The organism is Nocardiopsis sp. N85 (genome assembly GCF_028882275.1).
GTDB lineage: Bacteria > Actinomycetota > Actinomycetes > Streptosporangiales > Streptosporangiaceae > Nocardiopsis > Nocardiopsis lambiniae.
The window spans coordinates 98,056-118,226 of the sequence record NZ_JARBUT010000016.1; the positions used below are offsets into that span (position 1 = coordinate 98,056).

Consider the following 20,171-nt stretch of genomic DNA (forward strand, 5'->3'; position numbering starts at 1 on the left):
GGCCTCGAAGGGCGGGGAAACGGAGAAGGGGCCGCCATCGTCGTTCGGACGATGGCGGCCCCCTGGACCGCGCCCCGCGCCGATCGGGCGCGCGAGCGGGGAACCGTTTCCGCTACTGGGCGATCAGCTGGCGCAGCACGTACTGCAGGATGCCGCCGTTGCGGTAGTAGTCGGCCTCACCCGGGGTGTCGATGCGCACCACGGCGTCGAACTCGACGCCGGTGTCGGTGCTCACCTTCACCGTGGCGGGGATGCGCCCCTCGTTCAGCCCGGTCACGCCGGTGATGGAGAAGGTCTCCTCGCCGGTCAGGCCGAGGGAGTCCGCGCTCCGCCCCTCCGGGAACTGTAGGGGAAGGACGCCCATGCCGATCAGGTTGGAGCGGTGGATGCGCTCGTAGGACTCGGTGATGACGGCGCGCACGCCCAGCAGGCTGGTGCCCTTGGCCGCCCAGTCGCGGGACGAGCCGGAGCCGTACTCCTTGCCGCCCAGGACGACCAGCGGGGTGCCCTGCTCCGCGTAGTTCTGCGCGGCGTCGTAGATGAACGACACCGGGCCCTCGGGCCGGGTGAAGTCGCGGGTGTAGCCGCCCTCGGTGCCCGGCGCGATCTGGTTGCGCAGGCGGATGTTGGCGAACGTGCCGCGGATCATCACCTCGTGGTTGCCGCGACGGGAACCATAGGAGTTGAAGTCGCGACGCTCCACACCGTGGGCCTTGAGGTAATCGGCCGCCGGGGTGCCCGGCTTGATGGCACCGGCCGGGGAGATGTGGTCGGTGGTGACCGAGTCGCCCAGCTTGGCCAGAACGCGGGCACCGGTGATGTCGGTGACCGGGGACGGGCTCTGGTCCATGCCCTCGAAGTACGGGGGCTTGCGGACGTAGGTGGACTCCGCCTCCCACTCGAAGGTGTTGCCGGTCGGGGTGGGCAGCGAGCGCCACCGGTCGTCACCGGCGAAGACGTCCGCGTAGGCCGACTCGTACATGTCGGCGGCGATCGCGGAGTCCATGACCTCCTGGATCTCCTCGGCGGTCGGCCAGATGTCGGCCAGGTAGACCGGCTGTCCGTCCTTGCCGATGCCCAGGGGCTCGGTGGTGATGTCCACGTCGAGGGAACCGGCCAGGGCGTAGGCGACCACCAGCGGCGGCGAGGCCAGGTAGTTCATCTTGACGTCCGGGTTGATCCGGCCCTCGAAGTTGCGGTTGCCGGACAGCACCGCGGTGACGGCCAGGTCGTTGTCCTGGACGGCCTTGGAGATCTCCTCCGGCAGCGGGCCGGAGTTGCCGATGCAGGTGGTGCAGCCGTAGCCGACCAGGTTGAAGCCGAGCTTGTCCAGGTACGGGGTCAGGCCGGAGCGCTCGTAGTACTCGGTGACGACCTTGGAGCCCGGGGCCATGGAGGTCTTGACCCACGGCTTGCGGGACAGGCCCTTCTCCACCGCCTTCTTGGCCAGCAGGGCGGCGCCCAGCATGACCGACGGGTTGGAGGTGTTGGTGCAGGACGTGATCGCGGCGATGACGACGGCGCCGTGGTCGACCTCGGTCTCGGTGCCGTCGGCCATGGTGACCTTGACGGGCTTGTGCGGCCGGGCGCCGTTGGCGGCCTGGGCCGGGGCGTCGGAGGCCGGGAAGGACTCCTCGCCCGCCTCGTCGACCTCGTCCTCGACGTAGTCGCGCACGTCGTGGCGCCAGGTCTGCTTGGCCTCGGTCAGGACGATGCGGTCCTGCGGGCGCTTGGGGCCGGCGATCGACGGGACGACGTCGCCCAGGTCGAGCTCCAGGTACTCGGAGAACTCGGGCTCGACGGCGGGGTCGTGCCAGAAGCCGTTGGCCTTGGCGTAGGCCTCGGTCAGGGCGACCTGCTGCTCGGAGCGGCCGGTCAGGCGCATGTACCGGATGGTCTCGTCGTCGATCGGGAAGATCGCGGCGGTGGAACCGAACTCGGGGCTCATGTTGCCGATGGTGGCGCGGTTGGCCAGCGGCACGGAGGTGACGCCGTCGCCGTAGAACTCGACGAACTTGCCGACCACACCGTGTCGACGGAGCTGCTCGGTGATGGTGAGCACGAGGTCGGTGGCGGTGGTGCCGGGCTTGAGCTGCCCGGTCAGCTTGAAGCCGACCACGCGCGGGATGAGCATGGAGATCGACTGGCCGAGCATGGCGGCCTCGGCCTCGATGCCGCCGACGCCCCAGCCCAGGATGCCCAGGCCGTTCTGCATGGTGGTGTGCGAGTCGGTGCCGACGCAGGTGTCGGGGTAGGCCTGGCCGCCCCGGCTCATGGTGACGCGGGCCAGGTGCTCGATGTTGGCCTGGTGCACGATGCCGGTGCCGGGCGGGACGACCTTGAACTCGTCGAAGGCGGTCTGGCCCCAGCGCAGGAACTTGTACCGCTCCTGGTTGCGCTCGTACTCGATCTCGACGTTGCGCTCGAACGCGTCGGGGGTACCGAACAGGTCGACGATGACGGAGTGGTCGATCACCAGCTCGGCGGGGGCGAGCGGGTTGATCTTGTCCGGGTCGCCGCCCAGGTCGCGGACGGCCTCGCGCATGGTGGCGAGGTCGACGACACAGGGAACGCCGGTGAAGTCCTGCATGATCACCCGGGCCGGGGTGAACTGGATCTCCTGGTTGGGCTGGGCCTTGGGGTCCCAGCCGCCCAGGGCGCGGATGTGGTCGGCGGTGACGTTCGCGCCGTCCTCGGTGCGCAGAAGGTTCTCCAGGAGGACCTTCAGGCTGTAGGGAAGTCGGTTGGAGCCCTCCACGGCGTCCAACCGGAAGATCTCGTACGACTCGTCGCCAACGCGCAACGTGTCACGGGCGCCGAAGCTGTTCGCGGACACGGTGTCTGCCTCCTGATCTCGCCACTTTGTCCCTGGCATCCTGCCCCATGGGACGGATGCGGGACCTATTGAGGCCGCCCTAACCGGTCGCCGGGTGGACGGAGGGCCGCGGGGGTGTCCTCCGACCGTATCCGACCTCTCGGAAGCGGCCATGACCTGCGACGACACCACTCGTCACAGGTCAGGCGGTCCGCTGCGCGCGGACGCCCGTGATGCTCGGGGCCGGGCGACGTCGAGAGGTCGACGTCACACACCCGGGCGCCCGGCCCGGGTCGGGGGGAACCCTCTTTTATCTTGATATCAAGTTATCCCACTTGTATCTCGATATCAAGTTATCGGGAGGGCCCCGGCCCCCCGTCGGCGGCCCCCCGTTCAGTCCAACTGCGGCGCCACCCGGTCCGCCACCAGTTCCAGGTGCTCCAGATCGGCCATGTCGAGCAGTTGCAGGTACATCCGCTCCGCGCCGAGTTCACCGAACCGGCCGATCTTCTCCACCACCTCGTCGGGCGTCCCGGCCAGACCGTTCAGTCGCAGCTCGTCCACCTCGCGGCCGATGCGCTCGGCCCGCCGGGCGATCTCCGCCTCGTCGCGCCCCACGCACAGCACCTGCGCCGCCGAGTAGACCATCGGCTTCGTCCGCCCGAGGTCCACGACGGCCTTCCGCGTCCGCCCGAAGGCGGCCCCGGTGTCGGCCACCGAGCAGAACGGCACGTTGTACTCGTCGGCGAACACGGCCGCCAGGCGGGGCGTGCGGCGCGGACCGGTACCGCCGATGACCACCGGCGGACCGGGGGTCTGCCACGGCTTGGGCAACGCGGGCCCCTCCGCCAGGCGATAGTGCCCGCCCTCGTAACGAAAGGTCTCCCCGACCGGTGTGGACCACAGGCCGGTGATGATGTCCAGCTGCTCCTCATAGCGGTCGAAACGCTCCCGTGCGGTCCGGGGGAACGGGATGCCGTAGACGGCGTGCTCCTCCTCGAACCACCCCGCGCCGAACCCGAACTCCACCCGGCCGCCGCTCATCCGGTCCACCTGGGCCACCGCGATCGCCAACGGCCCCGGGTGGCGGAAGGTCGCCGCCGTCATCAGCGTGCCCAACCGGACGCGCGAGGTCTCCCGGGCCAGACCCGCCAGTGTGATCCACGCGTCCGTCGGTCCGGGCAGGCCGCCGGAGCGATCGCCCATGCGCAGATAATGGTCCGAGCGGAAAAGAGCCTCGAATCCGGCCTCCTCGGTCGCGCGGGCGACCGCGAGCTGGTCCTCGTAGGTGGCCCCCTGCTGGGGCTCAAGGAAGATCCTCAGGCGCATAAGGCCCATTTTCTCCCACCGCGGAGGACGATCGCCCCTCGCCGCGCGGGTAGCGTCGAAAAGGCCCCCTTCCCGTGAACCGACCACCGAGCGACGAGCGATAACCCGACCGTGAAGCTGCTTCGACGCGCACGCCGCCGCGTACCCTCCTACGGCCCCGACAGCGCCGACCCGGTGTTGTTGACCGCCATCGCCGCGGGCGAGGCGGAGGCCCTGGAGATCCTGCACCGACGACACGCCCCCTGGTTGCGGGCCCGTCTGAACTACCGGTGCTCGGATCCCGACCAGGTCGACGCGGCGCTCCAGGAGACCTTCCTGGCCGTGTGGAAGAGCGCCGCCTCCTTCACCCCCAGACCGGGGGACACCGACGCCGGCGCCTGGTTGTGGACCATCGCCATCCGCCAGCTCATCTCCCAGTTGCGCAAACGGGCCAATCGATGGATCGGCGAACTGGAGACCGAACCCTACGAGACCATCGGGGACGCCTCCGCGGAGGACACGGTGCTGCTCAACATCGAGCACGGACCGTTGGGCGCGGCGCTGCACTCCCTGTCCCCCGAACTGCGGGCCGCCATCCAGGCGACCATCCTGGACGGTCTCACCGTGAGAGAGGCCGCACAGATACTCCAGATCCCCGAAGGCACCGTCAAGACACGGGTGATGCGCGCCAAGGCGCGTCTACGGGAGGCATTGACGTCATGAGCGGTTGGCACTTGACCCCGGCCCAGGCACACGACTACGCGGCCCGAAGAACCGACGAGATCACCGCGATGTCGGTGGAGGCCCATCTGATGCACTGCCCACCCTGCCGTTCCATGCTGCCCGCCGACGAGGAGTGGCTGGCCGACGGTTGGGCCTCGCTCCGCGACGTCGTCGACCGCCCCCGTCGGGGCGTGGTGGAGACGCTGCTGTCGCACACCGGACTGCGCGCGGAGACCGCCAAGCTGCTCGCCGCGACGCCGCGCCTGTACCAGGCCTGGCTCGGCTCCACCGTGGTGGTGCTGATCGCGGCGCTGGCCGCCGCGCACACCCTGCCGCGCGGCTCCCTGATGTTCGTCTTCCTCGCACCGGTGGTGCCCCTGGTCGGGGTGGCCCTGGCCTACGGGCGGGGGATCGACCCCGCGCACACCCTGGCCTCCGTCACGCCCATGGCCGGCCAGCGCCTGCTCTTCCTGCGCACCTGCGCGGTCCTGGTACCGGCGCTGCTGCTGTGCACCGGGGCGGGGCTGCTGCTGCCCCACACCGTCACCGCCTGGGACGCGATCTTCTGGTTGCTGCCGGCTCTGACCCTGGTCTCCGGTTCCCTCCTGCTCGGCCGGATGATGCACCTGAGCGTGGCCTCCGGGGTCGTGGGCGGACTGTGGGTGCTGGGCCTGATCCTGGTCTCCCTGTCCGGACAGGGGGTCCCCCTCGGGGTGTTCGCCCCGCAGGCGCAGATGTGGTGGGGCGTGCTCCTGGCCACCCTGGTCGGCGCGCTCGTGTTCAGGGTGAGGGTCGCGTGAGCCTCACCCTCACCGGGCCCGTGCGCCTGCGCGGGGTGACCCGCCGCTACGGCACCCGGGCCGCCCTGGACGGGGTGGACCTGGACCTGGGTCCGGGGGTGACCGGTCTGCTGGGCCGCAACGGCGCGGGCAAGACGACCCTCATGCGTTGCCTGGCCACCGACCTGGACCCCACCTCCGGTGAGTTGCGGCTGCTCGGCCGCGACCCGGGCAGGACGACCGAACGCACCGAGATCCGACGCAGGCTCGGCTACCTGCCGCAGAACCCCGACTTCTACCCGCACTTCACCGCGTTCGCGCTGCTCGACTACATGGCCGTGCTCAAGGAGTTGGGCGGGCGCCGGGCCCGACACGACGAGGTGCGCCGGGTGCTGCGCCAGGTGGGGCTGTACGACCGGCGGCACAGCCGGGTGCGCCGACTGTCGGGGGGCATGCGACAGCGCCTGGCCCTGGCCTCGGCCCTGATGGGCGACCCCGACCTGTTGCTGCTGGACGAGCCGACGGTGGGGCTGGACCCCGAGCAGCGCATCCGGTTCCGCAACCTGGTCTCGCACCTGGCCACGCGCAGCACCGTGGTCCTGTCCACCCACCAGATCGAGGACGTGGCCGCGCTGTGCGGGCACATCGTGTGTCTGGACGGGGGGCGCGTCGTCTTCGACGGCGCCCCGGGCGACCTGGTCGACCGCGCGCGGGGGCACGTGTGGGAGGGCACCGGGGATCCGGGGATCGGCCTCACCTCCTGGCGGCTGCCCGACGGGCGCCACCGGGTCCTGACCCCGGAGACGGCGGGTGCGCCCGGACCGTCCTTCACCGCGGTGGAACCCACACTGGAGGACGCCTACCTGCTGCTGATCGGCGTCTCGGGGACGGAGGGGCGGTGAGGCGCACCGTCATCTTCGCCCGGCTGACCCTGTTCAACACACTGCGGCTGGTGCGCGGGCCGTTCCTGCTCCCCGGAGCCCTGCTGACCGCCCTCTACGTCTGGGTGGTGTCCAACGAGTTCTCCTCCTCCGTCGAGGAGTGGTACAGCATCCTGTCCCTCATCGGCCTGCTCTTGGGAGCCGTCGGGTTCGCCGCCGTGACCCCCTCGGCCGTGCGCGAGGCACGTTATCCGGGCACCTCCACGACCCCGTTGGAGCGCACCGGCCGAACCCTGTCGGTGGCGCTGGCCGCGCTCCCGCCCCTCTGGCTCCTCCTGGGCGCGATCGCCCTCTTCATGTACACGGACGACCCCGGGGGTCCGGTGGGGATCGTCAGTCCCTTCGCGCTGCCGGTGCCCTTCCTGATGGTGGCGGCCGGTCCGCTGGCGTCCCTCCTCCTGTCCGTGTGGACCCGGTCGTACCTGCCGCTGATCATCGTCGCCCTGTGCCTGCCCGTGTACCTGGTCTACAACGGCTTCCTGCTGTCGGAGCGGTTCAACAACGCGGTGTCGCGGGCGACGACGGCCGCCCAGCAGGTCATCAGCCCCTTTCAGAACCCCTCCGTGTCCCTGGCCGAACCGACCCTGTTCTCGCTGGTCTACACGCTCCTGATGACGGGCATGCTGACGGCCCTGGTCGTGGGCGCCCGTCGGCGGGGCCGGGTCCTGGTCACGTCCACGGTGACGGCGGTGGTGCTGGGGGCCGGCGCGTTCGGGGTGACCGTCCAGGGGAACCGGGCGAACCCCTGGGACCGGTCGTACGCCGACGACGAGGTCTACGGGGTCGACGGGCCCGCCCCCTGCCTGGAACTGGACGGGCTGACCTACTGCCCGCTGCCCGGTTACGAGCCCTGGGCCGAGAACTGGCACTCCACCCTCTCCGAGGTCCTGGGGGAGCTTCCGGCCTCCGCCCGGGAGGGGGCGCCGCTGGTGTGGCAGGACGCCCTCTACTACGACCGCTCCCTTCCCGAGACGGACCGGCCGGTATTGGTCCTCTACGACGACCTCGACCCCGACTGGGCCTACTGGCAGGGGTACGTGTTCCTGGACTTCCTGCGCAAGGCCCTGGGGATGGCGATATCGGACACCGGTCCCTACGGGGATTCCTTCTGCCGGTCCAACGGTCAGGCACGGACCCCGGTGATCGCCTGGGTGGTGGACACCGTCACCTCCCGGCACGGCCTCGAAGGGCTGGACCGGGCCGACTCCCTGGCGGGCGTCCTGAGCGAGCTGACCGCCTCGCCCATCGACCTGGAGGTGGCACGGGCCCTCACCGAACGGCCGCACGACGAGGTGTCGGCGGTGGTGCACGGGCACTGGGACCGGATCGCCTCGGGGGAGATGAGCACCCCGGAACTGGCCCGGGAGCTGGAGATCCCCATCACCGACGCGAGCACGGAACCGGCCCCGGGGAAGTCGTGGGACGCCGTCTTCCCCGAACTGGAGAAGGGCGTTTACCAGGCGTGGGACGTGGATTCACCCCCGTGCGCCCCCTCCCACCGGACGCCCGCCTGACCCGCGCCGACACGGCTCGGCGCGCCGGCGCGGACTTTCCCGTCGCTTTGCCGGACGGTCCTTAGACTCGCGATCATCCGTCACATTCCCGGCGCCGTGCCGCGTCGGGCCTTCCGCGAGGTGGACAACCGTTGAGTCTTCGCCGTACCGTCGCCTGCGCGACCGCCCTGGGCGTCGTCGCGGCTCCGGTGTCGATCGCGCCCGCCCTGGCCGCCCCGGCGTTCCCGGCGACGGCGAGCGGCACCCTCGTGGGTCTGTCCGTCGCGCCGGGTGAGGGCGGCGTCGAAGGGCTCTGGGGCACCATCTACGTCAGCTCCGAGGTCGGCGGGGAACGGCTGACGGCCGACACCGGGAACGACCCCGGCGGCCTCCTCGGACCGGTGTCGGTGGTGGGGCCCACCCAGGTGTCGGTCAACACCACGGCGACGGGGGAGGGACGCGCGGAGGCGGTCGCCGAACTCGGTGGGCTCACCCTGGCGCTGCCCGGGGCCGACGTGCCCGCCGTCGAGGTCGGGCCGCTGTACAACTCCCTCACCTGTGACTTCTCCGGTGACCTCACGTGGGAGACCGGCCCGGAGGACGAACGGACCGTCACCGTGTTCGGCACCACCGTCTCCCCGTCGGACACCGGGGAGACCACCGACGTCACGCTGCCCGACGGACGCACCGCCGAGGTCACGGTGACCGACCGGGTGCCCGACGGGGACGACACCGGGGAGGGGCGGATCCACACCGCCGTCGTGGCCACCGTCGACGAGACCGAGCTGTTCGACCTCACGATGGCCGCCGTGGCCGTGGAGTGCCCCACCGGCGGAACCGGTGAACGGGACGCCCCCGAGACCGATGGGCCGGCCGAGGAACGGGACGACGACGCCCGGGAGCCGTCGGAGGAGGGCACCGAACCTCCGGCGGACGAGACGGACGGAGGCGTTGACGGGGGCACCGACGGTGCCGACGGGACGCCCGAGGGCGCGGAGAAGTCCTCACCGCCCCCCGCGCCCGCCGCCGACGACGGCGAAGGCTCCGAAGCAGGGCCCTCGGGCCTGCCCATCACCGGGGCCGCGCTGGCCGCGCTGGTCACGGCGGGGGTCCTGGCCCTGGGCGGCGGCGGTCTGGTCCTCTACCTGGCCCGCCGCCGTACCCACCACCCCACGGACGAGGGTTAGACCGCAGAACCGAACCCGGCGACGAAGCGCTCTTGGCGGCGGGTCTCGACGGCGTGCGGGGAGTAGTTCTCCCGCACGTAGGCGACGGCCTCCTGCGGGGGGACCCCGTCGAGGACGGCCAGGCAGGACAGGGCGGTGCCGGTGCGCCCCCGACCGCCCAGACAGGCGAACTCCACGCGTTCGTCGGCGGCGCGTTCCAAGGCCGCCGTCAGCTCGCGGGACAGGGACTCGGGGTCGGCGGGGAGGCGGAAGTCGGGCCAGCGCACCCAGCGTCCCTCCCAGGGGACCGAGGGCGGGGCGTGACCCAGCAGGTACAGGCCCAGGTCGGGGGTCGGACCCTCGGGGAGGGGACGGGCCAGCGGCCGTCCCCGGACCAGCCGCCCCGAGGGCAGGCGCAGGACGCCGGGAGCGTCGGGGTTCCATGTGTCGGTCATCCGGTGAGACTAGACGCGGCCGTCGCCGCCCGGAAAGAGATCCGATGAGCGGATGTGCATTACCCTGGCTTCCGTGAAGAACCCGCACTGGCACGTCGTGCTGCCCCCTCCGTGCGCCTGACCGGGCGCACCGCACTCCCCCGTTCCTGAGGAGTCCCCGACCGCAGCGCGGTCGGCCATCGTCGTGCGCCCGCACCGGACGTCCCCACCGCACGATGACGGAGAGAACACGACCGTGTCGCACGACCTTTCTTCGACGACCCCCGCCCCGACCCTGCTCCGGGGCCCCCTGCCGATCCTCGCCGCGGCCGTCCTGTGGGGCACCACCGGCACCGCCGCCTCCCTGGGCCCCGCCCAGGCCCCCGCCGCGGCGGTGGGCGCCACCGGACTCGTCCTGGGCGGGTTCCTGCTGTTCCTGACCGGCCGGGGCTCCTGGTCGCTCATCACCCGGAGCGACCGGGCCACCCGGCGCTTGCTCGCCGCGGGCGCCGTGGCCGTGGCCGGGTATCCGCTGACCTTCTATCCGGCCGCGGCCGAGGCCGGGGTGGCCGTCGCCACCGTGATCACCCTGGGCTCCTCGCCGGTCTTCTCCGGGCTGTTGGCCTGGTGGGCGGACCGCAGGCGGCCCGACGTCCGCTGGGCCGTGGCGACCGCGGCGGCGGTGATCGGCTGCGCGGTACTGGTCCTGGGGTCGGAGGGCGGTGCCGACCCGGTGCGCCCGCTCGGTGTGCTGGCCGCGTTGACCGCGGGGTTCTCCTACTCCGCCTACGCGCTCATCGCCGAACGCCTCATCCGGGGCGGACACGGGTCCTCCCCGGTGATGGGCGCCCTGTTCCTGGGCGGCGGCCTGGTGGCCCTGCCGATCGTCCTCGCCCTGGGCACGGGCTGGTTGGCCACCGCGAGCGGGGCGGCGGTCGCCCTGTACCTGGCGGTGTTCACCGTGTTCTGCGCCTACCGGCTGTTCGGTCGGGGGCTGCGGCACACCCCGGCGGTGGTGGCCACCACGCTGACCCTCGCCGAACCGGCGGTCGCCGCGCTGCTGGGCGTGCTGGTGCTGCACGAGCGCCTGGCGACGGTGTCGTGGATCGGACTGGGCGTGCTCGTGCTGGGCCTGGCCGTGCTGCGCACGCCGTCGCCGCGCCGGCACTGACCCCTCGCGGGCCCCGCGCGGTGACCTGGACCTTGTCGGGGTAGAAGGCCGCGTGCCCGGCGATCTCCGCGACCGCGGGGTAGGGCTCTTCGTAGACCCACAGGGCGTCGACCAGCTCGGTGCCGTCGACCGTGACCGTGCGGTAGGTGGCGGTCCCCTTGTAGGGGCAGTAGGTGGTGGTCGGGCTCGACCGCAGGACCTCGGGGTCCACATCGGCGAGCGGAAGGTAGTGGACCGGCGGGTAGGAGGCCTCCCGCAGGGTCAACGCCGCCGTGGTGTCGGCGATGACGCGGTCGCCGACCCGTGCGACCACGCGCGTGTCGGCGGGTCGGACGGTGATGGGGTGAGCGGTCCCGGGGACCCTGCCCTGTTCTGCCATGGTGATCCTCCCTCTCGCCGCCGAGACTACCCCGCGCGGGCCGACCGCGCGGTGGCCGCTCCGAGGCCGACCGGCGGCGCCCTTCTCACGGCTCGCCGGGGCGAGGACGCGCCGGGAGGCCGGGGCCGACCTAGGCTGTTCCGCATGAGCGACCTGCCCGAACGCTGTGACGTCGTGATCGTGGGAGCAGGGGTGGCCGGGCTGGTGGCCGCGGCCGACCTGGCGGCATGGGGCCTCGACGTGACCGTGCTGGAAGCGGAGGAGAGCGTGGGGGGACGCGTCCGCAGCACCGTGCGGGACGGCCATGTGCTCGACCGGGGCTTCCAGGTGCTCAACACCGCCTACCCGGCGGTCCGCCGTCACCTGGACCTGGACGCCCTGCGCCTGCACGCGTTCCCCAAGGGGATCGCCGTGCGCACCGACCGCGGACTCCTGCGACTGGAGGTGTCGCCCTCCGGTGCCCTGTCGGCCCTGTCGCTGCTCTCGGGCTCCGTCGTGCGACCCTCGGACCTCGTGCGCCTGCTGCGCATGGTGGGCGCCGACGCGCTGGAGCCGTCGGACCGGATCAAGAGGCGTCCCGAGACCGACACCCTGACGGCGCTGCGCCGGAGCGGCCTGGGCGTACGGGCCGTGAACACCCTGGTGCGCCCCTTCCTGACCGGTGTCTTCCTCGACGAGTCCCTGAGCACGTCCAGCCGGGTCAACGACCTGGTGTGGCGCAGTTTCGCCCGCGGCCGACTGGCCGTGCCCGAAGCGGGCGTCCGGGCCGTGACCGAACAGCTCGCGGCACGGACCGGCGGCACACGGATCATCCTGGGAACGCCCGTGCGCGAAGTCGCCCTCGGACGGGTGCGGACCGACGCCGGATCCGTCAGGGCCCGGGCGGTCGTGGTCGCGGTCGGGCCGGGCGCGGTCACCCGACTGCTGCCCTCGCTCCCCGCGCCGACCCTCCGTCCCGCCACCACCTACTTCCACTCCCGGCCCGCGCGGCGGTACGAGGACCCGCTGCTGCACGTGGACGGGCGTTCCGAGCGGGGCGGGACCCGGCTGAGCGGCGTCATGGTGATGACGGCCACCGTTCCGTCCTACGCGCCTCCCGGACGGGCCCTGATCGCCTCCTCGACCGTCGGCCCCGAACAGCCCTCCGAGGCGGAGGTCCGCGCCGAGGCGGCCCGGATCCTGGGAACGGACGGCGGCGACTGGGAACACGTGGACACGGTGCACGTACCGGACGCCCTGCCCGCGGCGCCGCCGCCGATGGGCGATCTGCGCCGCCCCGTCCGACTGGAGAAGGGCCTGTACGTGGCCGGGGACCACCGCGACACGCCCTCGCTCCAGGGGGCGATGGTCAGCGGGGACCGGGCGGCCGCCGCGGTGCTGGCCGATCTCGCCGGGCGGTGACACCGGACCGTGCGCCGGTCCCCCGGCCCGGCGCACGGCGCGGGGCGTGTTCTTCGAACCCCGCGCCGGTTCGTGCTCGGCACGCCCGGAGAACGGGAGCCTTCGGCCGCCGCGTCGATCCCCGACGGCACGGAAGGGCGTTGGAACACGTGCCGGTCGTACCGGCCGCCTAGTCCCGCGGTTCGCGGTGGCGACGGGCCGGGTTGACCGGCTCCAGCACCGCGAGGCACTCCACGTGGTGGGTCATCGGGAAGGCGTCGAAGGCGCGCAGGCCCGTCAGCCGGTACCCGACGCGCTCGAACTCGGCCAGGTCGCGGGCGAGCGTGGCCGGGTCGCACGACACGTAGGCCACCGCGCGCGGGCGGGTCCCGGCGATCGACCGGACCACCTCGGCGCCGGCGCCGGCCCGGGGCGGGTCCAGGGCGACGACGTCGGCCCGCACGTCGGCCCACTCGCGCAGCTGGGCGGCCACGTCGTTCTGCTCGATCCGCACCTGCTCCAGATCGCGCAGGTTGTACCGGGCGTCGCGCACCGCGTCGGTGCCGTTCTCCACGCCCATGGCACGCCCCTCCGGGCCGACCGCCTCGGCCAGCGCGGCGGTGAACAGTCCGGCGCCGCAGTACAGGTCCATCGCGGTCTCACCGGGCTTGGGGACGAGCGCGCCCAGCACCGCCGCGGTGAGCACCCGGGCGGCGGCCGGATGCACCTGCCAGAACCCGCCCGCGCCCACCCGGAACTCGCGGCCGTCGACGATCTCGCGGACCCCGCGCCGGCCGCGCACCTGCTGGATGCGACCGCCCTTGAAGCGGCGCAGCACCGCGCTGGAGGCCTTCAGCTCGGGCAGGGTGCCCAGCTTGGCCCCGGTCGGGGTGACCACGATCGCCCGGTCGGCCCGTTCGGCCGCGGCCACCGCCTCGACCTCGCGCACGCCCGGCCAGGGCAGTTCGGTGACGCCCAGTTCGCTGACGCCGGGGTGGGCGATGAGGCAGCGGTCGACGGGTTCGATGTCGTGGGAGCGGTGGCGGCGCAGCCCCGGGTTCCCGTCCGCGTCCACCGCGAACCGCACCCGGGTGCGCCAGCCGAGCCCGCCGGGCGCGTCGGGCAGTTCCTCGACGACGACCTCGCGCTCGATCCCGGCGATGCGGCGCAGCTGGTCGGTGACCACCTTCGCCTTGAGCCCGCGCTGGGCCTCGGGGGTGACGTGCTGCCAGTCGCAGCCGCCGCAGGCGCCGGGCCCGGCGAACCGGCAGGGCGCCTGGACGCGGTCGGGGGAGGCGGTGAGGATCTCGATCGCGTCGGCGCGCAACAGGTTGCTGGTGCGCTCGGTGACCCGGACCCGTACGTGCTCTCCGGGCAGGGCGTGGCGGACGAACACCACCTGTCCCTGGTGGCGGCCCACACACCAGCCGCCGTGTGCGACGTCCTCGACGGTCAGTTCGAACTCGTTCCCGACACTGGTCATGACGGTGCTCCTCAGGGATCGCGGATGTGCTGCGGCGGCGTCCACGGGGCGTCGCCCGTCGCGGGAGGATCCGGATCACCGACGGGGACGTTACGGGACGTCCCGGGTGCGCGGTCGGGGTGCGCACCGGTGGCGCACGTCCCGCGGGTGACCTGCACGCACGGTCACCGACCGCCCTAATCTACCGTCCTCCGGGGCGGGACCCGCCACGCTCGGCGATCGGAGGCCGCGGGGCCGGCGCCGGCGCGGACGCCCGGTGTCGGCCCGAACGCACGGGAACGGGACCGATGTGCCAAGGTGTCACTGAGGGGGCACGGGACGACGTCCCGCGCCCGGGAGGCGCTGTTTCGACGGGAGTGCGGGCGAGGTGCACATCGTGATCATGGGGTGCGGCCGCGTGGGGTCCACGCTGGCGCACACACTGGTGGATCTGGGACACACGGTGGCGGTGATCGACCAGGACCCCGAGGCGTTCCGCCGGCTGCGCGGGGACACCGCCAAACACGCGGTCCGAGGGCTCGGACACGACCGGGAGGTGCTGCTCAGCGCGGGGATCGACCGGGCGGGGGCGTTCGCCGCGGTGAGCAACGGCGACAATTCCAACATCATCGCGGCCCGTGTGGCGCGCGAGACGTTCGGCGTGGAGCACGTGGTCGCGCGGATATACGATCCCCGGCGGGCGGAGGTCTACCAGCGGTTGGGCATCCCCACCGTGGCGACCGTGCGCTGGACCGCCGACGCGATCCTGCGCCGGATGGTGCCCGGGGACGAGCGGCTCACCGCCGGCCCCGAATGGCAGGACGCCTCCGGGACGCTGGCGATGACCGAGGTCACCCTGCCCGAGGGGTGGGCCGGGCGGAGCGTGGCGTCGGTGGAGGAGGGCGCGCCGTTGCGCGTGGTCTACCTGAGCCGGCGGGGACGGATCGTGCTGGCCGGGACGGAGGTGGTCCTGGAGGAGGGCGACGTGCTGCACGTGGTGGCCGACAGCCGGGACCTGGACGGGTTGCCCGGAAGGCTGAACGAGGACGGGACGGAGGCGTAGGGATGCGGATCGCCATCGCGGGGGCGGGGAGCGTGGGCCGTTCCATCGCCACGGAACTGGCGGGCAACGGTCACGACGTGCTGCTCATCGACCGGGACACCCGGGCGATCGGCGTGGACGACCTGCCCGAGGTGGAGTGGCTGTTGGCGGACGCCTGCGAGCTGTCCACGTTGGAGGACGCCCGGTTGGGCGACTTCGACGTGGTGATCGCCGCCAGCAGCGACGACAAGGTGAACCTGGTCGTGTCGTTGCTGGCCAAGACCGAGTTCGGGGTGGGACGGGTGATCGCCCGGATCAACGACCCCGCCAACGAGTGGTTGTTCAACGACTCCTGGGGCGTGGACCTGGCGGTGTCGCCGCCCCGGCTCATCGCCGATCTGGTCGAGGACGAGCCGGAGGAGGAGCCCTTCGACGAGGGGACCCTGCCGCCGTTGCCCGGGGCGGAGATCGCCGAGTCGGTGCTGCGCGCCGACAGCCCCTTCGCGGGCGGCCCCGAGAGCGGGCTGATCGCCGCCCTCCCGGAGGGGGTGGCGCTGGTGGCCGTCGTGGGCCCGGGCGGTGTGCGGGCGCCCGAGCCCGAACGGGTCCTGTCGGTGGGCAACACCGTGGTGTTCCTGGCCGAGCCCGACTCCCTGGGCCCCTTGGAGGTCCTCCTGGGGTCGGTGGACGGGACCCCCGAGGCATGAGGGAAGGGGTGCGCCCGTACGGGCGCACCCCGCGGTCCGGAGGGCGGATCAGTCCTGCGCGGCGGGGCTCCCCTGCCCCTGCTCCAACGGAGTGCGGCCGCGCGCCAGCACCCACACCATTCCCGCGAACGCCGCCACCTGCAACGGCCAGCCCATGGCGATCTTGGAGAGGCCGAGCAGCGCGAACGTGTCGGCCCACCCGTAGGTGTCGGCCGCCCAAAGGGGGTACTGCACCAGCACCCGGATCACGCAGGGCAGGACCAGCAGCCAGGTCAGCTTGGACGCCAGCGTGACCACGGCCGGGTTCTCCCGCCAGGAGGAGAAGTCCTCCTTGTTCCCGATGAACGGGCCGATCATCAGGCCGATCGCGGGCCAGCGCACCAGCACCGACAGGCTCAGTACCACGGCGTAGACGGCGTTGTAGATGATGCCGGGCAGGAAGGCGTCGGCGGCGTTGCCGCTGCGCATCGCGAAGATCGCGGCGATGCCGATCCCGAACAGGCTGGTGACCACGTACTGCACCGAGGAGCGCTGGACCAGTCGGAGCACGCCGAGCAGCACCGCGGCGGCCACGCCCAGACCGATCGACAGGCGCAACTCGGAGGAGACGATGTAGGAGATCGTGAAGGTCAGGGTGGGGATCGCGGCCTCGACCATGCCCCGTTTGCCGCCCAACGCCTTGGCGAGCTGGGAGCGGACCAGCGCCTCGACGGTGTCCTCGGTCACCACGGAGGGCTTGGACTCCTCGGGTTCCCGGCCGGTCCCCTCCTCGGCACGCTGCTGCTCAGTCATCTGCTCCCGGTCCGCTTCACGTCGTCGATGCCGCCCCGGGCGGGGGGCACGGTCATGGTGCCCCAGCCTACGCGAACCGGCGCCACCGTTCCGGCCCCGTCCAGGGCGGTTATGGGAGGTCTCGCCCGGGTCCGTCACGACCCGTCCGTGCGACTTCTCACCCGATCCTTTTCGGGAGGGCCCGTTCTCCGGAGGGAGCCGGACTCGACCCCGTGGGACGATCCCCCCACGGGCGGGACCGTCCCACGGGGGTGGTGTCGGGCCCTCCTTCCCCCACGACGGGGAGGAGGGTCGGCGTCCTCCCACCGGCCGGGTGCGGTCACCGCCCCCTCGGTGCCGGTGACCGGCGGGGCGGCCCTGGCCAGGGGCGTCGGCACTCCGTACGCTGGCCCCGGAGAGCCGCCGATCCGAGGAGTCCGATGTCGACCATCCCCCGTCTCCGGAGGGACCACCTGGAGTTCGCCGCCCCGGTGGACCGGGAACTGATCCACCCCGGCGCCTCCCACGTGTGGTCCCCCCACTCCGTCGGCACCGTGCTGGCCCTGCTGGCCTCCGGGTCCTCGCACCGGACCCTGGCGGAGATCGTCTCCCTGATCGGTCGTGACTTCGCGGGGCAGCTGGCCGACCTGGACGCGTCGGTGGGCCCCACCGACGGGTTGGACCTGGCCGTCCTCAACGGCCTGTACACACCCGCCGACCTGCCGCTGCGCAGGACGTTCGTGGAGCACGTGCGCGCCCGGGGCGGAACCGAGGTGGCCAACGTCGACTTCAGGGGCGACTCCGAGGGGGTGCGGCGGTACATCAACGGCCGGGTCGCGCAGGTCACCCACGGGCTCATCGACCAGTTGCTGCCGCCCGGGCTGCCACCGCCCGACGTCCGGCTGCTGCTGGTCAACGCCCTGTGGGTGAGGGTGGCGTGGCAGGAACCGTTCAAGGTCTCCCACACCGGGCCCCGGCCGTTCCGGGCGCCGGGCGGGACCAGACCCGTGCCCACCATGCACCGCACCGCCAAACTGCCGCTGGCCCGTGCCCACGGCTGGAGCATGGTCACCCTCACCGGCCGGCACGGCCTGTACCTGGACATCCTGCTGCCGGACGTCGCCTCCCCCACCCCGCCGCCGCTCGCCCCCGGTCTCCTGGCCGCTCTCCACCGGGGTGCGTCCCCGACGATGACCAAGCTGGCCCTGCCCCGGTTCACGGTGCGCACCAGCGTCTCCCTGCTGGGGCCGTTGGCCCGTTTGGGCCTGAAGGAGATGGTCACCGACAGGGCCCGGTTCGACGCCATCAGCCCGGATCCGCTGAAGGTGAGCGAGATCCTGCACCAGGCCGTGCTGAGCGTGGACGAGAAGGGCGCCGAGGGGGCGGCCGCCACCGGTGTGATGATGCTGCGCGGGTCGGTCCTGCCGTCCCGGTCGGTGGAGTTCACCGTCGACCGGCCGTTCGTCCTCGCCCTGCGCCGCGCTTCCTCCCTCCTCTTCCTGGGCCGGGTGACCGACCCCGTCGACCCCGGTCCCGCCTCCTGACACCCCCCGCTACCGGAAGGCCCGCCATGACACCGGACATCGACCCGGACCACCTGCACTTCGCCCTCTCCCTGGAACACGCCCTGGCCGAGACGGGCGTCTCGCACGTGTGGTCGCCGCACTCGGCGGGGACCGCGCTGACCCTGCTCGCCGAGGGATCCTCCGGGAAGGTGCGCGAGGCCCTCGCCCGCGCCCTGACCGCGCGGGGAGGTTCCCTGGGCGGACACGTCGCCGCCCTGGACGCGACGGTGGGGGCGGGCCCGGCCGCCTTGGACGAAGGCGCGCGGACCCCCGACGACGACCCGGGCGGCCCGCCCGCCCTGGACCTGGTCTCGGTGAACGACCTGTACGTCCGTCAGGGCTGCGCGGTCCTGCCGGGGTTCGCCTCGGCGCTGGCCGCGCGCCCCGGGTCGGCGGTGCGTTCCGCGGACTTCGCCGCCGCCCCGGAGAGGGCGCGCGCGGACATCAACACCGCCGTCGCCGACGTCACCCGGGGGATGATCACCGACCTCATCCCCCGGGGGACCATCACCTCCGAGACCGAGTCCATCCTCGTCAACGCCCTGTGGGTGCGGTTGATGTGGCTCGAACCCTTCGAGGCGGAGGCCACCCGGGAGCGGGTGTTCCACACGCCCGACGGCGACCGGTCGGTGCCGACCATGTGGCGTTCCGGCCACGCGCGGGTGGCCGAGGCCGACGGGCTGCGTCTGCTCACCCTGTCCGGCCATCACGGACTCGACCTGGACATCGTCCTGTCGGAGGAGGGTGGCACGGAACCGCCGGCCCTGACCCTCGAATCGCACCGGACACTGCGGGAGGCGGCCCGCTCGGAGACGGTGAACGTGGCCCTGCCCCGGTTCCGGGTGGAGAGCGGTTTCGAGCTGCTGGAGGCCCTGCCCGACCTGGCGGCCGTGGCGGGGCGCCCCACCCGCGATCTGTCCGGTATCACCGGCGACCCGCTCCGGCTGGACGCGATCGTGCACCGGGCGGTGCTGAGCGTGGACGAGATCGGCGCGGAGGGCGCCGCGGCGACGGCGGTGTTCGCGGTGGCGGCGGCCATGCCGCTCGCGCCGCCCGTGGAGTTCGTCGTGGACCGGCCGTTCGCGTTCGTCCTGCGGCGCGGCGCCTCCGTGCTCTTCCTGGGGCGGATCACCGACCCCGAGGACCCGGGGCCCGCGGGGTCCTCGGATCGCGGTCGGTGAGGGCGTGCGGGTGGCCCGCGCCGACCCTCCCGGTCCGCGCGGGCCACCCGTGTCCCCGACCTCCGCGGTCGGTACACCTACACCTCGAACACCTCGAACCCGGTGGCCAACGGCACCCCCGCCCACTCCCCCGCCATCTCGGCCATCCGGGGCAGGAAGGACTTCTGGTCGAACCCGTCCAGGTTGGCCAGGTAGACGGCGTGGGCGTCCAGGGAGGCCACCCCGTCGGCCAGGTCCTGCCCGCTCAACTCCACGTAGTGACCGGCCTTAGGTGAGGAGCCGAACGCGACGAAGCGCACCTCCGACCAGGGCTCCAGCCCGTCGGTGAGCTGTTCGGGGAAGACCCACCGGTTGGCGGCGTCGCGGACCGCGTCGAGCAGGGCGGGGCCGAGCACCCGGTGATCGGCGTGGTTGAAGGCGCTCCCCCCGGAGAAGTGCTCCCGGAAGTTGATGGAGACGATCACCTCGGGCCGATGCCTGCGGATCGCCTCGGCCAGGGCGCGGCGCAACGGCAACCCGTACTCCAGCGTCCCGTCGGGGAAGTCGAGGAACTCCACCCCGGCCGCGCCCACGGCCGCGGCCGAGGCGCGCTGTTCGGCCATGCGCAGGGGCGCGCACTCCTCCGGGGCGACGGTGTCGATGCCCGCCTCGCCCCGGGTGACCAGGAGTTCGGTGACCTCCTTGCCCTGGCGGGCCCACCGGGCGATCGCGGAGGAGCTGCCGAACTCCAGATCGTCGGGGTGGGCGACCACGGCCAGGGCTCGGGTCCAGTCCTCCGGCAGCAGGGAGGGGGCGCTGTCGTTCGTCATGGTCCCCACCCTACGGAAGGGGCCGGGCGGCGGCGGGAAGGCGCT

General features: G+C 72.7%; 17 protein-coding genes and 1 pseudogene. 11 read left to right on the forward strand and 7 right to left on the reverse strand.

The features are described 5' to 3' along the window. Window positions 1-112: 112 nt before the first annotated feature. On the reverse strand, window positions 113-2,875 hold the full coding sequence (gene acnA / locus PWG71_RS20920) for an aconitate hydratase AcnA (protein ID WP_446725067.1): 2,763 nt from the start codon (window positions 2,873-2,875) through the stop codon (window positions 113-115). Between the two features lie 333 nt (window positions 2,876-3,208). Next, complete coding sequence (locus PWG71_RS20925) at window positions 3,209-4,144, reverse strand: LLM class F420-dependent oxidoreductase (RefSeq protein WP_274811618.1); 936 nt, start codon at window positions 4,142-4,144, stop codon at window positions 3,209-3,211. 111 nt (window positions 4,145-4,255) lie between these two features. Between PWG71_RS20925 and PWG71_RS20930 the strand changes: the two genes are divergently transcribed. The 5 genes from PWG71_RS20930 (at window position 4,256) to PWG71_RS20950 (ending at window position 9,246) form a co-directional block, all read left to right on the forward strand. Continuing rightward, on the forward strand, window positions 4,256-4,846 hold the full coding sequence (locus PWG71_RS20930) for an RNA polymerase sigma factor (RefSeq protein WP_274811619.1): 591 nt from the start codon (window positions 4,256-4,258) through the stop codon (window positions 4,844-4,846). After that, window positions 4,843-5,646, forward strand: coding sequence for a zf-HC2 domain-containing protein (locus PWG71_RS20935; RefSeq protein ID WP_274811620.1), 804 nt, complete (start codon window positions 4,843-4,845; stop codon window positions 5,644-5,646). The genes PWG71_RS20930 and PWG71_RS20935 overlap by 4 nt, the downstream gene beginning before the upstream one ends. Continuing rightward, window positions 5,643-6,527, forward strand: a complete 885-nt coding sequence (locus PWG71_RS20940; RefSeq protein WP_274811621.1) for an ATP-binding cassette domain-containing protein — start codon at window positions 5,643-5,645, stop codon at window positions 6,525-6,527. The genes PWG71_RS20935 and PWG71_RS20940 overlap by 4 nt, the downstream gene beginning before the upstream one ends. Then, on the forward strand, window positions 6,524-8,080 hold the full coding sequence (locus tag PWG71_RS20945) for a hypothetical protein (RefSeq protein ID WP_274811622.1): 1,557 nt from the start codon (window positions 6,524-6,526) through the stop codon (window positions 8,078-8,080). The genes PWG71_RS20940 and PWG71_RS20945 overlap by 4 nt, the downstream gene beginning before the upstream one ends. 131 nt (window positions 8,081-8,211) lie before the next feature. After that, a complete protein-coding gene (locus PWG71_RS20950; protein WP_274811623.1) occupies window positions 8,212-9,246 on the forward strand; it encodes a hypothetical protein in 1,035 nt (344 codons plus the stop codon). Here the strand turns inward: PWG71_RS20950 and PWG71_RS20955 are convergent. After that, window positions 9,243-9,680, reverse strand: coding sequence for a protein-tyrosine phosphatase family protein (locus PWG71_RS20955; RefSeq protein ID WP_274811624.1), 438 nt, complete (start codon window positions 9,678-9,680; stop codon window positions 9,243-9,245). The genes PWG71_RS20950 and PWG71_RS20955 overlap by 4 nt on opposite strands. Window positions 9,681-9,915: 235 nt before the next feature. On the opposite strand from PWG71_RS20955, the gene PWG71_RS20960 reads away from it, so the two are divergent. Continuing rightward, window positions 9,916-10,830 (forward strand): EamA family transporter, encoded by a 915-nt coding sequence (locus PWG71_RS20960; protein WP_274811625.1) that lies wholly within the window; start codon window positions 9,916-9,918, stop codon window positions 10,828-10,830. Between the two features lie 46 nt (window positions 10,831-10,876). On the opposite strand, the pseudogene PWG71_RS20965 reads toward PWG71_RS20960, so the two are convergent. Next, window positions 10,877-11,209 (reverse strand): annotated as a pseudogene (locus tag PWG71_RS20965) (DUF427 domain-containing protein); the annotation flags it as partial. A 144-nt stretch (window positions 11,210-11,353) separates the two neighbouring features. Here PWG71_RS20965 and PWG71_RS20970 point away from each other — a divergent pair. Further along, on the forward strand, window positions 11,354-12,610 hold the full coding sequence (locus tag PWG71_RS20970) for an FAD-dependent oxidoreductase (RefSeq protein WP_274811626.1): 1,257 nt from the start codon (window positions 11,354-11,356) through the stop codon (window positions 12,608-12,610). Between the two features lie 169 nt (window positions 12,611-12,779). On the opposite strand, the gene PWG71_RS20975 is transcribed toward PWG71_RS20970, so the two are convergent. Continuing rightward, window positions 12,780-14,072, reverse strand: a complete 1,293-nt coding sequence (locus tag PWG71_RS20975) for a class I SAM-dependent RNA methyltransferase (RefSeq protein ID WP_274811627.1) — start codon at window positions 14,070-14,072, stop codon at window positions 12,780-12,782. 367 nt (window positions 14,073-14,439) lie between these two features. Here PWG71_RS20975 and PWG71_RS20980 point away from each other — a divergent pair, with 367 nt between their 5' ends. Next, on the forward strand, window positions 14,440-15,114 hold the full coding sequence (locus PWG71_RS20980) for a potassium channel family protein (RefSeq protein WP_274811628.1): 675 nt from the start codon (window positions 14,440-14,442) through the stop codon (window positions 15,112-15,114). 2 nt (window positions 15,115-15,116) lie between these two features. Then, on the forward strand, window positions 15,117-15,800 hold the full coding sequence (locus PWG71_RS20985) for a potassium channel family protein (protein WP_274811629.1): 684 nt from the start codon (window positions 15,117-15,119) through the stop codon (window positions 15,798-15,800). Between the two features lie 48 nt (window positions 15,801-15,848). Here the strand turns inward: PWG71_RS20985 and PWG71_RS20990 are convergent, their stop codons facing one another. Next, a complete protein-coding gene (locus PWG71_RS20990; protein ID WP_274811630.1) occupies window positions 15,849-16,592 on the reverse strand; it encodes a DUF3159 domain-containing protein in 744 nt (247 codons plus the stop codon). Between the two features lie 419 nt (window positions 16,593-17,011). Here PWG71_RS20990 and PWG71_RS20995 point away from each other — a divergent pair, with 419 nt between their 5' ends. Both PWG71_RS20995 and PWG71_RS21000 read left to right on the forward strand, forming a co-directional pair. Further along, window positions 17,012-18,115 carry a serpin family protein gene (locus PWG71_RS20995; RefSeq protein WP_274811631.1) on the forward strand — a complete coding sequence of 368 codons (1,104 nt, stop codon included), beginning with the start codon at window positions 17,012-17,014 and terminating at the stop codon, window positions 18,113-18,115. Between the two features lie 26 nt (window positions 18,116-18,141). After that, entirely contained in the window at window positions 18,142-19,317 is a 1,176-nt protein-coding gene (locus tag PWG71_RS21000) for a serpin family protein (RefSeq protein WP_274811632.1), read from the forward strand. 77 nt (window positions 19,318-19,394) lie between these two features. On the opposite strand, the gene PWG71_RS21005 is transcribed toward PWG71_RS21000, so the two are convergent. After that, window positions 19,395-20,126, reverse strand: a complete 732-nt coding sequence (locus tag PWG71_RS21005) for a PIG-L deacetylase family protein (RefSeq protein ID WP_446725068.1) — start codon at window positions 20,124-20,126, stop codon at window positions 19,395-19,397. Window positions 20,127-20,171 lie beyond the last annotated feature (45 nt).

Excerpts from the sequence above, each read along its gene's own strand:
- acnA (WP_446725067.1), bottom strand. The coding sequence starts at position 2,875 with ATGCCAGGGACAAAGTGGCGAGATCAGGAGGCAGACACCGTGTCCGCG.
- PWG71_RS20925 (WP_274811618.1), bottom strand. The coding sequence starts at position 4,144 with ATGCGCCTGAGGATCTTCCTTGAGCCCCAGCAGGGGGCCACCTACGAG.
- PWG71_RS20935 (WP_274811620.1), top strand. The coding sequence starts at position 4,843 with ATGAGCGGTTGGCACTTGACCCCGGCCCAGGCACACGACTACGCGGCC.
- PWG71_RS20955 (WP_274811624.1), bottom strand. The coding sequence starts at position 9,680 with ATGACCGACACATGGAACCCCGACGCTCCCGGCGTCCTGCGCCTGCCC.
- PWG71_RS20970 (WP_274811626.1), top strand. The coding sequence starts at position 11,354 with ATGAGCGACCTGCCCGAACGCTGTGACGTCGTGATCGTGGGAGCAGGG.
- PWG71_RS20975 (WP_274811627.1), bottom strand. The coding sequence starts at position 14,072 with ATGACCAGTGTCGGGAACGAGTTCGAACTGACCGTCGAGGACGTCGCA.
- PWG71_RS20985 (WP_274811629.1), top strand. The coding sequence starts at position 15,117 with ATGCGGATCGCCATCGCGGGGGCGGGGAGCGTGGGCCGTTCCATCGCC.
- PWG71_RS20990 (WP_274811630.1), bottom strand. The coding sequence starts at position 16,592 with ATGACTGAGCAGCAGCGTGCCGAGGAGGGGACCGGCCGGGAACCCGAG.
- PWG71_RS20995 (WP_274811631.1), top strand. The coding sequence starts at position 17,012 with ATGTCGACCATCCCCCGTCTCCGGAGGGACCACCTGGAGTTCGCCGCC.
- PWG71_RS21000 (WP_274811632.1), top strand. The coding sequence starts at position 18,142 with ATGACACCGGACATCGACCCGGACCACCTGCACTTCGCCCTCTCCCTG.
- PWG71_RS21005 (WP_446725068.1), bottom strand. The coding sequence starts at position 20,126 with ATGACGAACGACAGCGCCCCCTCCCTGCTGCCGGAGGACTGGACCCGA.